Genomic DNA, 13,506 nt, shown 5'->3' with positions numbered 1-13,506 from the left:
TCCTCACATGCGGAACAAGCCGAATTTCGTCGGCGCCGCCGGAGCGTTGAGCGCCGCAGATAGCGACAGGCCCAGTACGCGACGGCTTTCGGCCGGATCGATCACGCCGTCATCCCACAACCGCGCGGAGGCGTAAAAAGCGCCGCCCTGCGTCTCATATTGCTGGCGAATGGGCGCACGAAATTGGTCCTCGTCCTCCGCGCTCCAGCTTTCGCCCTTGGCCTCCAGCGCGTCGCGGCGCACTCTGGCGAGCACGCTCGCCGCCTGTTCGCCGCCCATCACCGATATGCGGCTGTTCGGCCAGGTCCAAAGGAAGCGCGGCGCAAAAGCGCGGCCGCACATAGCGTAATTTCCCGCGCCGAAGGAGCCGCCGATCAGCATGGTAAGCTTGGGAACCTGTGCTGTCGCGACGGCGGTGACCAATTTAGCGCCGTCGCGGACGATGCCGGAATTCTCGACTTTGCGGCCGACCATGAAGCCGGAGATGTTCTGCATGAAAATCAATGGAATATTGCGCTGCGCGCAAAGCTCGATGAAATGCGCGCCTTTTTGCGCCGATTCCGCGAACAGGATGCCGTTATTGGCGATCAGCCCGACCGGGTAGCCGTAAAGCGCGGCGAAGCCGGTCACCAGCGTCGCGCCAAAAAGCGCCTTGAATTCGTCGAAGCGGGAGCCGTCGACAATGCGGGCGATAACCTCGCGCACATCGTAAGACTTGCGCGGATCGGTCTCGACGATCCCGTAGATTTCTTCCGGATCGTAGAGCGGCGCCTCGCCGGCGCCAAGCAAGAGGCCGATAGTCTTGCGGCGATTGAGACGGGCGACGATCCCCCGCGCCAAAGCGAGCGCATGGGCGTCATTTTCGGCGAGATAATCCGCGACCCCAGACAATTTGGCATGGACCTCGGCGCCGCCCAGTTCCTCGGCCGTGACGGCCTCGCCGGTCGCCGCCTTGACCAGCGGCGGGCCGCCGAGGAAAATCGTGCCCTGATTGCGCACGATAATGGTCTGATCCGACATAGCGGGGACATAGGCGCCGCCAGCCGTGCATGAGCCCATCACCACCGCGATCTGGGGAATGCCTTTCGCCGACATATTGGCCTGATTATAAAAGATGCGGCCAAAATGATCGCGGTCTGGAAAAACCTCGTCCTGCATCGGCAGGAAGGCGCCGCCGGAATCGACAAGATAGATGCAAGGCAGAAAATTATGCTCGGCGATCTCTTGCGCGCGCAGGTGCTTCTTGACCGTCAGCGGATAATAGGTCCCGCCCTTCACGGTCGCGTCATTGGCGACGACCATGCACTCGACGCCCTCGACGCGACCGATGCCGGCGACCAATCCGGCGGATGGCGCGGCGTCGCCATAAAGGCCGAGGGCGGCGAGCTGGGCGATCTCGAGAAAGGGCGAGCCGGGATCGAGAAGCGCGGAAATGCGTTCGCGCGCCAGCATTTTTCCGCGCGAGCGATGGCGGTCTTGCGCCGCGGCGCCGCCGCCCTGGCGCGCTTTTTCCGCGATTTCGCGCAATTCGGCCGTCAGCTTGCGCATGGCCGCGCTTCTGCCGAGAAAATCCTCGGACCTGAGATCGACCGATGTTTTCAGCACAGCCATTGGCGGCCTCAGGCGGTTTCGGACATGAGTTCGCGCCCGATCAGCATGCGGCGGATTTCCGACGTGCCGGCGCCGATCTCATAGAGCTTGGCGTCGCGCCACAGCCGACCCGCGGCGATCTCATTGGTGTAGCCGATTCCGCCAAGGCACTGGATGCATTCGCCGGCCATCCAGGTCGCCTTTTCGGCGGCGTAGAGAATAGCGCCCGCCGCATCCTTGCGCAGAGAACGCGAATGGCTTGTGCGGTCGCAAGCCGCGCCGACGGCATAGACATAGGCGCGGGTCGCGGCCCAGGTCGTGTACATGTCGGCGATCTTGCCCTGCATCAGCTGGAAATCGCCGATTTTCTTCCCGAACTGCCGACGCTGGTGGAGGTAAGGCAGGATGAGATCCATGCAGGCGGCCATGATGCCAAGCGGACCGCCGCATAAAACCGCGCGCTCGTAATCGAGGCCGGACATCAGCACTTTCGCGCCATGGCCGACGCCGCCCAGCACATTGTCTTCGGGGATTTCGCAGTTGTCGAAAAAAAGCGGAACGGTGTTGGAGCCGCGCATGCCGAGCTTGTCGAGATGCGGCCCATGCGAAAAACCCGCAAAAGTCTTTTCGACCAGGAAAGCGGTGATTCCGCTGGCTCCGGCCGATGGATCGGTCTTGGCATAGACCACCAGAATGTCGGCGTCGCCGCCATTGGTGATCCACATCTTGGCGCCGTTGAGACTATAGCTTGCGCCCTTCTTCTCTGCGCGCAGGCGCATCGACATGACGTCAGAACCCGCCTCGGACTCCGACATGGCCAGCGCGCCGACCTTTTCGCCCGAGATTAGTCCGGGCAGATATTTCGCCTTTTGTTGGGACGAGCCGTTGCGACGGATCTGGTTGACGCAGAGGTTGGAATGGGCGCCATAGGACAAGGCGACGGCGGCCGAGGCGCGCGAAATCTCCTCCATGGCGACAATATGGGCGAGATAGCCCATGCCGGCGCCGCCGTCCTCCTGACCAACGGTCAGGCCCAGCAGGCCAAGCGCGCCGAATTTTTTCCAGAGATCGGCGGGAAAGATATTGTCGCGGTCGATTTCGGCAGCGCGAGGCGCGATTTCAGTCGCGGCGAAAGCGCGCACGCTATCGCGCAGCAAGGCGATGTCCTCGCCGAGATCGAAATCGAGGCACGGAACGATCAATCGTCTCCCCCGGCCGAATTTTTGCGGGGCGCAAGCCCCGGCGCTTTTGTGAAATATTGACGCGGGACGGAGGCGGCGTCAAACGCGGCCTCCGGGCGCTCCCTATTGGCCAAACGCGGGATCGCCTCACTCAAATCGAGGCTTGCGTTTCTCGATAAAGGCCCGCACCGCCTCCTCGTGCTCCGGCGTCTTGTGCGCCAGGGCCTGAAACGAGGCGGAAAGCTCGAGCAGGCTTTCCAGCGACAGGCGCTGGCCCTCGCGCAGCAGCTTTTTCGTCATGCGCAGAGCGGGACCGGGATTGGCGGCGATTTTTTGCGCCAAGGCGTGAACCGCCGGCAAAAGCTCTTCCGGCGGCGTGACCGCACTGACGAGGCCGCAGCCGAGCGCCTGTTCGGCGTCGATGACCTCCCCGGTGAAGGCCATCTCGGCCGCCTTGGAGGCGCCGACCACGCGCGGCAGCAGCCACGCCCCGCCATCGCCGGGGATAATGCCGACCTTGACAAAACTTTCGGCGAATTTCGCCGCGGTCGAGGCGAGGCGAATGTCGCACATGCAGGCCAGATCGCAGCCGGCGCCGATCGCGGGGCCATTGACCGCGGCGATGGTCGGAACGTCGAGTTGGTAGATCGCCAATGGCAGGCGCTGGATGCCGCGCCTGTATTCCTCGCGGATCTGTTCGGGCGGGATCGCCTCTTCCGAATAGCGGCGCATGTCCTTGACATTGCCGCCCGAACTGAAGGCCGGCCCGGCGCCGGTGATGACGACCGCCCGGACGCTCACGTCCGCCGCGATGCGCGCCGCCGCCGCGACGAATTCGTCCACCGCGCTGTTGCCTGTGAGGGCGTTGCGCGTCTCCTTTTCGTCCATGGTCAGGGTGACGACCGGCCCGTTCCGCTCGACTCTCAAAAAGTCCGCCATGATCCGCCGTCCGTTGGGAGCCCGGCTCTTTTCCGGAGAGAAGCCCGCCGCCATATGAAAACAGACGGCGATCATAGAACAAATTTGGAAGACGTCCGAGGGAGGGCCGGATGCGGAGAGCAAGCCGCGAGGCGGAGCCCGGGAACCCGCGCAATCGCTACGCCAGCGCTTGGCGCAACAAGGACTGGACCATCGATCAGAACTGGCCGTCCTATTCGGCGCAAGAGCATGACCGCTGGCGACGGCTGTTCGAGCGCCAGGCGAAGCTGTTGCCGGGTCGCGCCTGCGAGGCTTTTCTCGAAGCCAAGGCCATGCTCGGCCTGTCCGCCGCCGGCATTCCCGATTTCGCGGATTTGTCCGATAGACTGTCAGCCTTGACCGGTTGGCGGGTCGCGCCGGTCGCCGGCCTGATTCCGGATGACGCTTTTTTCGACCATCTCGCCAATCGTCGCTTCCCCGCAGGCGCCTTCATCAGGCCCGAAGCCGAACTGGACTATCTCGAGGAGCCGGATGTATTCCACGACATGTTCGGCCACGCGCCCCTGCTCGCCAACCCGGTCTATGCGCAATTTCTCGAAGCCTATGGCAAGGGCGGCCGCCGGGCGTTGGAGCGCGGGCAATTGCACAACCTTGCCCGGCTTTACTGGTACACGGTCGAATTCGGCCTGATCGCCTCGCCGGAAGGACTGCGCATTTTCGGCGCAGGCATCCTGTCCTCGCCCGCCGAGACGATTTTTTCTCTTGAGGATTCTTCGCCGAATCGGATCGGTTTCGACCTCGAACGGGTGATGCGGACGAAATATATGATCGACGATTTCCAGCAGACCTATTTCGTGATCGACAGCTTCGAAAAACTGCTCCAGGACTGCTACCAGGATTTCGGAACCCTTTACGACCGTCTCCACGCCGCTCCGGATATCGCCGCGCACGCGCTCATCGAGGACGACCGGATCATAACCAAAGGCGATTTCCGTTACTTCCGGGCCAAGGGCAAAGCGCCGGCGTCCGACGCTCTAAACGCCGCCGGATGAAACTTCAGCAGACGGTCGCCGCCGACGACCGGCGCATTCGCGTCCTCGGCTAAAACGCCAACCGGCGAATGCCGGATCTATGTCATGCGTTTCTGGGTCGAGAGTGGTATCGGCGGTGGGTTTGCGACGGCAGTTCGCCGAACAACGCGGCATAATCCTGCGCGAAGTGGCCAAAGCGCCAGAAGCCCCAAAAAGTGGCGGCTTCAGTGACGGACGACGCCGTCCGCAGCATCCGACGGACGCCGTTAAGCCGCACTGCGCGCAGAAATGTCGCGGGATTTACGTTCAACACATCCTGGAAGCAATATTGCAGCGTTCTGCGGCTGACCCCAAGAATCTGACATAACTCCGCCATGCTGGTCGGCTGCTCCGGGCGGCTGGTAATGGCTTCACGCGCTTTGGAGACGATCGACCAACGGCGATTTGGCTCCATCGAATGGACCGCCATTTCGGCGTCTATACTCGCCTCGATCAGCGCCGCGACGTTCGAAACAAGGCCATTGTAAAGTGTCGCCATAATCGGTCCATTGAGGAGCAAATGCGGCGACGCTTCCAAGATGTCGATGACGCCCTTGATATATTCGCGCATCACATGCGCAGCGGTCGGCTCCACCCGCGAAAGATGAGCAGCCTCGAACTTTTCCATCCGGTGATCGTCATTCTCTCCTGGCAGCAGCTCCGAAAGCGCGTCGCGCGAAACCACCAGCCCCGCCATCACCATTTCCGTTGGAGAGAAGAATTCGAAACCATTACGACCGGAAAAAACGTGTAGCGCGTCGGGATGGTCCGGCATTCCACAGAATACGGCCGGCCCTTGCATCCGGAGCGGGAGCCCAATTGCAATCAGACTGGACGGGAGTTCGCCGCTCTGCAGCAAGGTTTGGCCCGTATACTCACTGAAGATTCGACTTTCACCCAAACCGATCTCGGTCACAGTCCCGGAGAATTTGCCCGCCGACATTTGGGAATAAGTCTGATTCCAGCCGCGCAAAAGCGTCGCCTGTTGCTCGACGTCGTCGCTAACGCCCGTGAACAAACGGCCGAGTCTTGGCTCGGCAGTTCCGGCGCAGGAAGATCCCAAGATCGAAGACATCATCATATACTAGCTGATTTCAGCTCTGCGACAATGCGCCACAATCCCGCGCGTTTCACTTGTGATCGAGCCTCTCCGGAGAGGCGGCGGCTGTGATGACGGCGCCGTCATTGCCGGTTTCGTCCTTGAGCGAAACGCCGCTGATGCGCCGCCGTCTGGACTCCTGGATCAAATAGAACAATTTGCTGGCCGCCACGTCATAGCTGAGGCCTTGCGGCCGAATGTTCGATATGCAGTTTCGGTCGGCGTCGGTGCGGCCAATGCGCGGCTCAAAGGTCATATAGACCCCCAGGCTGTCGGGCGAACTGAGGCCGGGTCTCTCGCCGATCAGCACGACCACGAGCGACGCCCCGAGCAACTCGCCGATCTCGTCGCCGAGCGCCACGCGGCCCTGCATGGCGATGGTCGTGCGCGCCAATGTCAGGCCGGCGCTGTCGAGGCGCGGCAGGAGCAGGTCGAGAAAGGGAACCGCATTCTGCTCGACGGCGAAGGCCGAGAGGCCGTCGACGATCACGAGCGCGACGTCCGGCCGCCCCTCGCCCGGCGAGGCGAAAGGCTCCAGCGCCTGACGTGAGGCGCCGTCGAGACGGCGTCCGAGGTCGGGGCGCTGGAGATAGGCGGCGCGGTCGGGAGCCGCGCTGTGGACCGCGATCGGATCGAGGCCGAGGGATTTGATCCCCTCGGCCAAGGCGTCGGCGCGGAGGGCGCGATGGACAGCGTCGCGGGCGCGGGCGTGGTCGAACTGGAAATCCAGATGGGCCGAGGTCGGCAGGCTGGTGCCGGCGCGGCCGAGCCCGATGCGCGCCTGCGTATGCTGGCGCAATTGCCGCCAGGCGCTCGGGATGACAGGGGAATCCTTCATGATCGTCTCCCTCAGGCCAGTTGCGCCAAAGCGTGCTGGATCGGCTTCGGCAAAGCGTCGCCAAGCCGCAATTGCGGTCCCGGCTGGAAAATGCCGGTGCGCAGCAGCCAATCCTCGAATTCCGGCGCCGGCCTCAGGCCGAGAATTTTGCGCGCGTAAAGCGCGTCGTGGAACGAGGTGGTCTGGTAGTTCAGCATGATGTCGTCTGAGCCCGGAATGCCCATGACGAAATTCAAGCCGGCGACGGCGAGCATGGTCAGCAACACGTCCATATCGTCCTGATCGGCCTCGGCGTGATTGGTGTAGCAGACGTCGCAGCCCATCGGCACGCCGAGCACCTTGCCGCAAAAATGATCCTCCAGCCCGGCGCGAATGATCTGCTTGCCGTTATAAAGATATTCCGGGCCGATAAAGCCGACGACCGTATTGACCAGCAGCGGCTTGAATTTGCGCGCGACCGCATAGGCGCGCGCCTCGCAGGTCTGCTGGTCGACGCCGTGATGCGCATAGGCCGACAACGCCGAACCCTGCCCGGTCTCGAAATACATGACATTGTCGCCGATGGTTCCGCGCTGGAGCGACAGGCCGGCCTCGTAGCCCTCCCGGAGAATGTCGAGGCTAACGCCGAAGCTTTTGTTGGCGGCCTCGGTCCCGGCGATGGACTGGAACACCAGATCGACCGGCGCGCCGCGATTGATCGCCTCGACGCTGGTGGTGACATGGGTCAGCACGCAGGACTGGGTCGGGATCTCGTAACGCGAGATCGCCTCGTCGAGCATGTTCACCAAAGCGATCACCGCTGGAATACTGTCTGAGGCCGGATTGATGCCGATGACCGCATCGCCATTGCCGAACATCAGCCCATCGATCATGCTCGCCGCGATCCCGACCGGATCATCGGTCGGATGATTGGGCTGGAGCCGGGTCGACATGCGCCCCGCCAGGCCGATGGTGTTGCGGAATTTCGTCACGACCCGGCATTTGCGGCTGACCAGGACGAGATCCTGCACGCGCATGATTTTCGAGACCGCCGCCGCCATTTCGGGCGTCAAGCCCGGCGCCAAGGCCGTCAGCGCCGCCTCGTCGGCCTCATCGGACAGCAGCCAGTTGCGGAAATCGCCGACGGTGAGATGGCTCACCGCCGCGAAGGCTTTCGCGTCATGATCGTCGACGATGAGGCGCGTGACCTCATCGTCTTCGTAGGGGACGACCTGCTCCTGAAGGAACACCTTCAGGGGCAGATCGGCCAGCGCCATCTGGGCCGCGGCGCGCTCGGTGTCGTCCGCGGCGGCGATTCCGGCGAGATAATCGCCGGAACGCGCCGGGGAGGCCTTGGCGAGGAGGGCCCTGAGATCGCCGAAGCGATAGCTTTTCCCTCGAACGGAATGGGTGAATTCCATGCTCGATCCTGCTCCCGTTCGACGCTTACTTCGTTGCGGACAGAGCCGCGCCCGCGTTCACGTCCACAGCCAGTTCTTCCGGCGACTCGATCATCGTGTCGAGCGGCGCCTGTTCGCGACGACGGCGCGTCGTCAGGAAGTAGATATAGGCGATCGCGACCATGACGAGGAAGACGCCAGTCACCAGAAGGTTGTAATAGACCATGGCGACGAGCGAGATCAGCGCGCAGCCGAGCGCGATGGCCGGGAAGATCGGATAGAACGGCGTCTTGTAGGGCCGCTCCATGTTCGGCTCGCGCTTGCGCAGCGTGAACAGCGCCAGCATGCTGACGATATACATCACGATGGCGCCCAGAACCGACATGGTGACGATATTGGCGGTCAGAGACTGGCCGCCGAAGCTGCCGATCTCGTCGCTGAAGATCGCCGCGAGGCCGACCAGGCCGCCCGCGATGATCGCGCGGTGCGGGGTCTTGAAACGCGGGTGCACCTTCGCCAGGAACGGCGGCATGTAGCCGGCGCGGGCCAAGGCGAAGATCTGGCGCGAATAGCCCATGATGATGCCGTGGAACGAGGCAATCAGGCCGAACAGACCGATCCAGACCAGCATGTGCAACCAGTTGCTGTTGTCGCCGACGATGAATTTCATCGCCTTCGGCAACGGATCGTTGATGTTGGCGAGCTGGGTCCAGTCGCCCGCGGCGCCGGCGAACAGCATCACGCCAATGGCGAGAACGACAAGTGTCAGAATGCCGGCGATATAGGCGATCGGGATCGAGCGCCTCGGATCTTTCGCCTCTTCCGCCGCCATGGCGACGCCTTCAATGGCGAGGAAGAACCAGATTGCGAAGGGGATCGCGGCAAAGATGCCGGGAAGCGCAGCCGAAGAAAACGCATCCTGGCCCGACCAGCCGCCCTTGACGAAATTGGCGATCGAGAAGCCCGGCGCCACCACGCCCATGAACACGAGCAATTCGATAATGGCCAGAATGGTCACGAAAAGCTCGAAGGTCGCCGCGATCTGCACGCCGACAATGTTCATCGTCATGAAGACGAGATAGGCCCCCGCCGCCGCGAGCTTGGGATCGAGCGTGGGATATTGGACATTGAGATAGGCGCCGATGGCCAGAGCGATGGCTGGCGGCGCGAAGACGAATTCGATCAGGGTCGCGATGCCGGCGACAAAGCCGCCGAAATCGCCGAAGGCGTGGCGGGCATAGGCGAAGGGGCCGCCCGCGTGAGGGATCGAAGTTGTGAGTTCGGTGAAGCTGAAGATAAAGGTCGTGTACATCAAGGCGATGAACACGGAGGTGATGAGGAAGCCCAGCGTGCCCGCCGAGGCCCAGCCATAGCTCCAGCCGAAATATTCGCCAGAAATGACGAGGCCGACGGCGATGCCCCAGAGCTGGAGCGTGCTGAGCGATTGTTTCAATTCGTGATGGGTGACGACCCCGTGGTGGTGTCCTGGTTCAAACGTTGACATAGGCTTTATTCCTTCCTGAGCTTCGATTTCTTTCGTTTTTTCGGCTGCGCCGTTTATTTTCGCGCCTTGGTCGACGCGCACGAGGGGTTGCCTTGAAAGAGCCATCCACCGCCTCTTGGGAGGGTGAGGGGTGGATGGCTTCAGACACCGAACGAGGAATGTTCGGTTGGCGTCCGTGGGCGGACGGACTCCATTTCGCGTTTAACGTCGGCCTCGCCGCACTACAGCGAAGGCGAGAGGTAGAGTCCTCGCCACCCCGCGCTGGAACTGGCTTTCGCCAACGAGTTCTGACGCGCGGAGTCCGATGACGGCAAGGAAGCAATGCCAAGAGCGCAGAGTAGATATGCAATTACGACACTGCTATCCGATATTGGCAGCAGGCAAAACAATTATAAGACACAGAAATTGCAGTGCTTTTTGTGATTTTGGAGGGTGCGGAGATTTCCATCGCCTCTCGAATCCCCGATTTCGGCAATGGCCAATTCGCCCCGACGCGAAAGTCGCGCCAAAGCGCTTCATTCCGCCATGATTTGGTTTTGCAGCGTGCTATCGAGCGAACGGCCGGCTTCAGAAGGATAGCCGCCGGCTATCGAACCTATCGTCAGCGGATATTTCAATTTCGTCGATCCCTATGGCCAAATCGCTCGTGCAGAAGGGAATTGTCCCACTGCGGAACCATAGAAAGATCGGAACATGAAAACATTGTTCGCCATCGTCACGCTTGCCGTCGCCGGGCTTGCTTCGAACGGAGCCAACGCCGACACCGTTCATCGTCACCACCGCGCCGGCGCCAGGATCGTGAGTCATATGCCCGCGACCAGCTTTCAGGGCCTTTATCAGGCTGGCGGCGTTTCCAATGATTGCGACGGGCAACGGGTTTTTGGATTTTGCCCCGTCCGCTGACGCGCGGCGCATGCGAGGGTTTCTGCGGCGAACTGGATTGACGCCGTGGGGCCCTCGTCGGCGAAGCGATGATGCGCTTCAACTTGGCTTGGATGCCGTTTCCAGTCCACGGTCCGGACGCGGCGCCGACATCGGCGCGGCGCGCCCAATCACCACCGCCGAGTCCGGCGGCGCGTTCGCCGGCAGCGTCGGATCGCCTTTCCAGCCGATCCGCGTCGCCTCCTTGACGAGCGCCGCTACTGCGGGCGAGTGCGGGCGGCCTCGTACGGTCACGAGGTTGACCTCGCGCCATATTTCCGGATCGATCAGCGGACGGGTCACCACGCTGGCGTTTGAGACGCAGTTCTCGGGCATGAAGCCAAATCCCTGGCCGGATGCGATCATGGCCAAGACCCAGTCGTCGCGTTCGCTACGGAACACGACCTCGCAATTGACGCCCTGTTCCTTGAAGAACGCGCCGACATAGCCTCTGAACTCGCATCTCGCGCGATTGACGTAACGCTCTCCGTCCAAATCGGCGACACGAATGGCGTTTCGCATTGCGAGCCTGTGCGCGGGATGCAGGACGATCATCATCCGTTCGCAAAACAGCGGCCGCAGCAGAAGCTTGTCCGAAACTTCGTCAGTGGGCAGGCAGTAAATCGCGACATCGATTTCGCCGTCCAGGAGCTTGTCGTTCAATTCGCGCGCGCTCGCGTCGACCATCTCCACCTCGACGCCAGGATGGCGGGTCTGGACGGCGCCGATCAGACCGACCAGCTCCGCCGGCGCGATCGTGCACATGACGCCGAGCTTGAGGTTCAATTTCTTCAGGGTCTTGAAATTATGAGCGATATGCTTGGCGGCGTCCGATTGGACCAGCGCGTCCTGGAGATGCGGTCGCACGGATCGGCCAAGTTCCGTCAAATGCGTGTTGGCGCGCTCGCGGTGGAAAAGAGCGCCGCCCAATTCTTCCTCCAGTAGTTTTACGGCGCGCGTCAGTGACGGTTGCGCCACATGGCACTTGTCCGCCGCACGCGTGAAGTTAAGCTCGTCCGCAACCGCGAGGAAATAACGGATCTGGTGCATTTCCATAGGCCGCTCCTCAAACGCTCTGTCATTCGGTCGACCCGAATACGTATTCCCACCATCATTTGTAACATCCTCCGTCTTGCGGGCGAACAGGGATGAACGAAACCGGGTTCCGATTGCGTATGCCGGCGGGGCGGCGTTCCAACAATTGCCGCGAACCGAACAAATGATCGTCCCCGGCTCGAATGTCGAAAGGGTCGTCCGCTCACGACATTCATTGCGTCATCGGTGATGAGAACGCTCGATTTCCTGTCGGCCGTGTTTGTGTTCGCCTTTTTCTGCTGTGTGCTGATCGCCTTGGGCGTATTTTGGCTCGACCGGATGCAAAGCCGCGACGCCATCGTGCGGAACTATCCGCTCATCGGGCACATGCGATATGTCCTCAGCGCTCTGGGCGAATTTTTCCGGCAATATTTTTTTGCGATGGACCGCGAGGAGCTTCCCTTCAACCGCGCCGAACGCGGTTGGATCGAAAGAGCCTCCAAGAACAACAACTCCACCGTAGCCTTCGGCTCAACCAAATATATTAAGGAGCCAGGCACTGCGATTTTTGTGAACTGCCCCTATCCGACGCTCGAAAAGGACATCGAACCCACGCCGCATTTCGTCATCGGGCCGGATTCTCCAAACCCTTATGAGGCTCAATCGTTTTTCAATATTTCCGCGATGAGTTTTGGCGCCTTGTCCGCCCCGGCGGTGCTCGCCCTGTCCAAGGGCGCCAAAATGGCGGGCTGCTGGCTCGACACCGGCGAGGGCGGCCTTTCTCCTCATCATCTCGCGGGAGGGGCGGACATTGTCTTCCAGATCGGCACGGCCAAATATGGCGTGCGTAACGACGATGGCAGTTTGAACGAGGATAAATTGCGCGAACTTGCGGCGATTCCGCAGGTCAAAATGTTCGAGATCAAGCTTTCGCAAGGCGCCAAGCCCGGCAAGGGCGGCATTCTCCCCGGCGTCAAGGTCACGCAGGAAATCGCGGCGATCAGAGGAATTCCTGTCGGCCAGGATTCGATCAGTCCCAATCGCCACCCTGAAATCAACAATAACGAGCAGCTGCTCGACTTCATCGAGCGGATCAAGACGATCACCCTCAAGCCGGTGGGCGTCAAGGCCGTCGTGGGGGCTTATGGCTGGCTCGACGACCTGATGGTCCGTATTCATAAGCGCGGCGTCGGGCCGGATTTCTTCACGCTGGATTCCGGCGACGGGGGAACCGGCGCCGCGCCTTTGGCGCTGATGGACAATGTCGGGCGATCCATTCGGGAATCGCTGCCGCTGGTGCGCGACATCATCAAGAAACATGGTTTGGCCGAACGCATCCCGATTATCGCCTCGGGCAAGCTCACGACGCCCGCCGAGGTCACGTGGGCGCTCTGCGCAGGCGCGACTTTCGTCAACTCGGCGCGCGGCTTCATGTTCGCGCTCGGCTGCATCCAATCCCTTAAATGCAACAAGATCACTTGTCCGACCGGCATAACAACGCATGACAAGAGATTGCAGAAAGGACTCGATCCCGCTGACAAGGCGGTCCGCGTGGCGAATTATTGCCGCAACATGCGGCATGACGTGGAGGTGATCGCCCACAGTTGCGGCGTGCCGCATCCGCGGCGGCTCAAGCGCTTCCATGTGCGTATCGTCGGACCTGACGGCGTTTCGCGTCCGCTAAGCGAACTCTATTCGACAGACGATCCCGCGGATTCGAACGCGCTCGCAGCCCGCAACGCGAGTTTGGGGGCGGAAAAGACGTTGAGCGCCGACAACGCAACTTTGCTAACGACCCCTCCGCAGTGAAGCGCCCCGGGTCACGCGCGGTTTGCGCCTCAGGAACACGGTTTCGGCACGGGGGGCGGCGCTATGCAAGGCCGACGGCTTCGCGCCGGCCCGCAACATTCACCGCTCCTCAACGGCGAAGACCAACCGTCAATGCAAGCTCAGAGCTGGACAAGACGTGGG

The 13,506-nt window shown here is 61.8% G+C and carries 11 protein-coding genes; 2 read left to right on the top strand and 9 right to left on the bottom strand.

All coding sequences use genetic code 11. The annotated features are described in order from the left end of the window. Nucleotides 1-3 precede the first annotated feature (3 nt). The 3 genes from QM467_RS16495 to QM467_RS16485 all read right to left on the bottom strand — a co-directional run bounded on the left by QM467_RS16495 (nt 4) and on the right by QM467_RS16485 (nt 3,710). The gene (locus QM467_RS16495; protein ID WP_446737792.1) at nt 4-1,611 is read right to left on the bottom strand and encodes a carboxyl transferase domain-containing protein; all 1,608 of its coding nucleotides are present in this window, start codon (nt 1,609-1,611) and stop codon (nt 4-6) included. An 8-nt stretch (nt 1,612-1,619) separates the two neighbouring features. Continuing rightward, nucleotides 1,620-2,792: an isovaleryl-CoA dehydrogenase gene (locus QM467_RS16490; RefSeq protein WP_283367438.1), complete on the bottom strand. Its 1,173-nt coding sequence runs from the start codon at nt 2,790-2,792 to the stop codon at nt 1,620-1,622. A gap of 126 nt (nt 2,793-2,918) precedes the next feature. Further along, nucleotides 2,919-3,710 (bottom strand): crotonase/enoyl-CoA hydratase family protein, encoded by a 792-nt coding sequence (locus QM467_RS16485; protein ID WP_283367437.1) that lies wholly within the window; start codon nt 3,708-3,710, stop codon nt 2,919-2,921. Between the two features lie 110 nt (nt 3,711-3,820). Between QM467_RS16485 and phhA the strand changes: the two genes are divergently transcribed. Next, entirely contained in the window at nt 3,821-4,741 is a 921-nt protein-coding gene (phhA, locus tag QM467_RS16480) for a phenylalanine 4-monooxygenase (protein ID WP_283367436.1), read from the top strand. An 82-nt stretch (nt 4,742-4,823) separates the two neighbouring features. Here phhA and QM467_RS16475 read toward each other — a convergent pair whose 3' ends face one another. The 6 genes from QM467_RS16475 to QM467_RS16450 all read right to left on the bottom strand — a co-directional run bounded on the left by QM467_RS16475 (nt 4,824) and on the right by QM467_RS16450 (nt 11,550). After that, nucleotides 4,824-5,837, bottom strand: coding sequence for a helix-turn-helix domain-containing protein (locus QM467_RS16475; RefSeq protein WP_283367435.1), 1,014 nt, complete (start codon nt 5,835-5,837; stop codon nt 4,824-4,826). Nucleotides 5,838-5,889: 52 nt separating this feature from the next. After that, nucleotides 5,890-6,696 (bottom strand): ethanolamine ammonia-lyase subunit EutC, encoded by an 807-nt coding sequence (gene eutC, locus QM467_RS16470; RefSeq protein WP_283367434.1) that lies wholly within the window; start codon nt 6,694-6,696, stop codon nt 5,890-5,892. Nucleotides 6,697-6,707: 11 nt separating this feature from the next. Further along, nucleotides 6,708-8,096 carry an ethanolamine ammonia-lyase subunit EutB gene (locus QM467_RS16465; protein WP_283367433.1) on the bottom strand — a complete coding sequence of 463 codons (1,389 nt, stop codon included), beginning with the start codon at nt 8,094-8,096 and terminating at the stop codon, nt 6,708-6,710. A gap of 25 nt (nt 8,097-8,121) precedes the next feature. Then, nucleotides 8,122-9,579, bottom strand: a complete 1,458-nt coding sequence (eat, locus tag QM467_RS16460; RefSeq protein ID WP_283367432.1) for an ethanolamine permease — start codon at nt 9,577-9,579, stop codon at nt 8,122-8,124. Between the two features lie 567 nt (nt 9,580-10,146). Continuing rightward, entirely contained in the window at nt 10,147-10,494 is a 348-nt protein-coding gene (locus QM467_RS16455; protein ID WP_283367431.1) for a hypothetical protein, read from the bottom strand. A 66-nt stretch (nt 10,495-10,560) separates the two neighbouring features. Next, on the bottom strand, nt 10,561-11,550 hold the full coding sequence (locus tag QM467_RS16450) for a LysR family transcriptional regulator (RefSeq protein WP_283367430.1): 990 nt from the start codon (nt 11,548-11,550) through the stop codon (nt 10,561-10,563). A 234-nt stretch (nt 11,551-11,784) separates the two neighbouring features. Between QM467_RS16450 and QM467_RS16445 the strand changes: the two genes are divergently transcribed. Further along, entirely contained in the window at nt 11,785-13,344 is a 1,560-nt protein-coding gene (locus tag QM467_RS16445) for an FMN-binding glutamate synthase family protein (protein ID WP_283367429.1), read from the top strand. The last annotated feature ends 162 nt before the right edge of the window (nt 13,345-13,506 follow it).

Source organism: Rhodoblastus sp. 17X3 (genome assembly GCF_030056575.1).
In the GTDB taxonomy this organism is placed as follows: Bacteria; Pseudomonadota; Alphaproteobacteria; order Rhizobiales; family Beijerinckiaceae; genus Rhodoblastus.
This window is presented reverse-complemented; position numbering and strand designations above follow the sequence as displayed.

Bases quoted from the DNA above. Each gene is read 5' to 3' on its own strand.
- QM467_RS16495 (WP_446737792.1), bottom strand. From the start codon at position 1,611: ATGGCTGTGCTGAAAACATCGGTCGATCTCAGGTCCGAGGATTTTCTC.
- QM467_RS16485 (WP_283367437.1), bottom strand. From the start codon at position 3,710: ATGGCGGACTTTTTGAGAGTCGAGCGGAACGGGCCGGTCGTCACCCTG.
- phhA (WP_283367436.1), top strand. From the start codon at position 3,821: ATGCGGAGAGCAAGCCGCGAGGCGGAGCCCGGGAACCCGCGCAATCGC.
- QM467_RS16475 (WP_283367435.1), bottom strand. From the start codon at position 5,837: ATGATGTCTTCGATCTTGGGATCTTCCTGCGCCGGAACTGCCGAGCCA.
- eutC (WP_283367434.1), bottom strand. From the start codon at position 6,696: ATGAAGGATTCCCCTGTCATCCCGAGCGCCTGGCGGCAATTGCGCCAG.
- QM467_RS16465 (WP_283367433.1), bottom strand. From the start codon at position 8,096: ATGGAATTCACCCATTCCGTTCGAGGGAAAAGCTATCGCTTCGGCGAT.
- eat (WP_283367432.1), bottom strand. From the start codon at position 9,579: ATGTCAACGTTTGAACCAGGACACCACCACGGGGTCGTCACCCATCAC.
- QM467_RS16455 (WP_283367431.1), bottom strand. From the start codon at position 10,494: ATGCGCCGCGCGTCAGCGGACGGGGCAAAATCCAAAAACCCGTTGCCC.
- QM467_RS16450 (WP_283367430.1), bottom strand. From the start codon at position 11,550: ATGCACCAGATCCGTTATTTCCTCGCGGTTGCGGACGAGCTTAACTTC.
- QM467_RS16445 (WP_283367429.1), top strand. From the start codon at position 11,785: ATGAGAACGCTCGATTTCCTGTCGGCCGTGTTTGTGTTCGCCTTTTTC.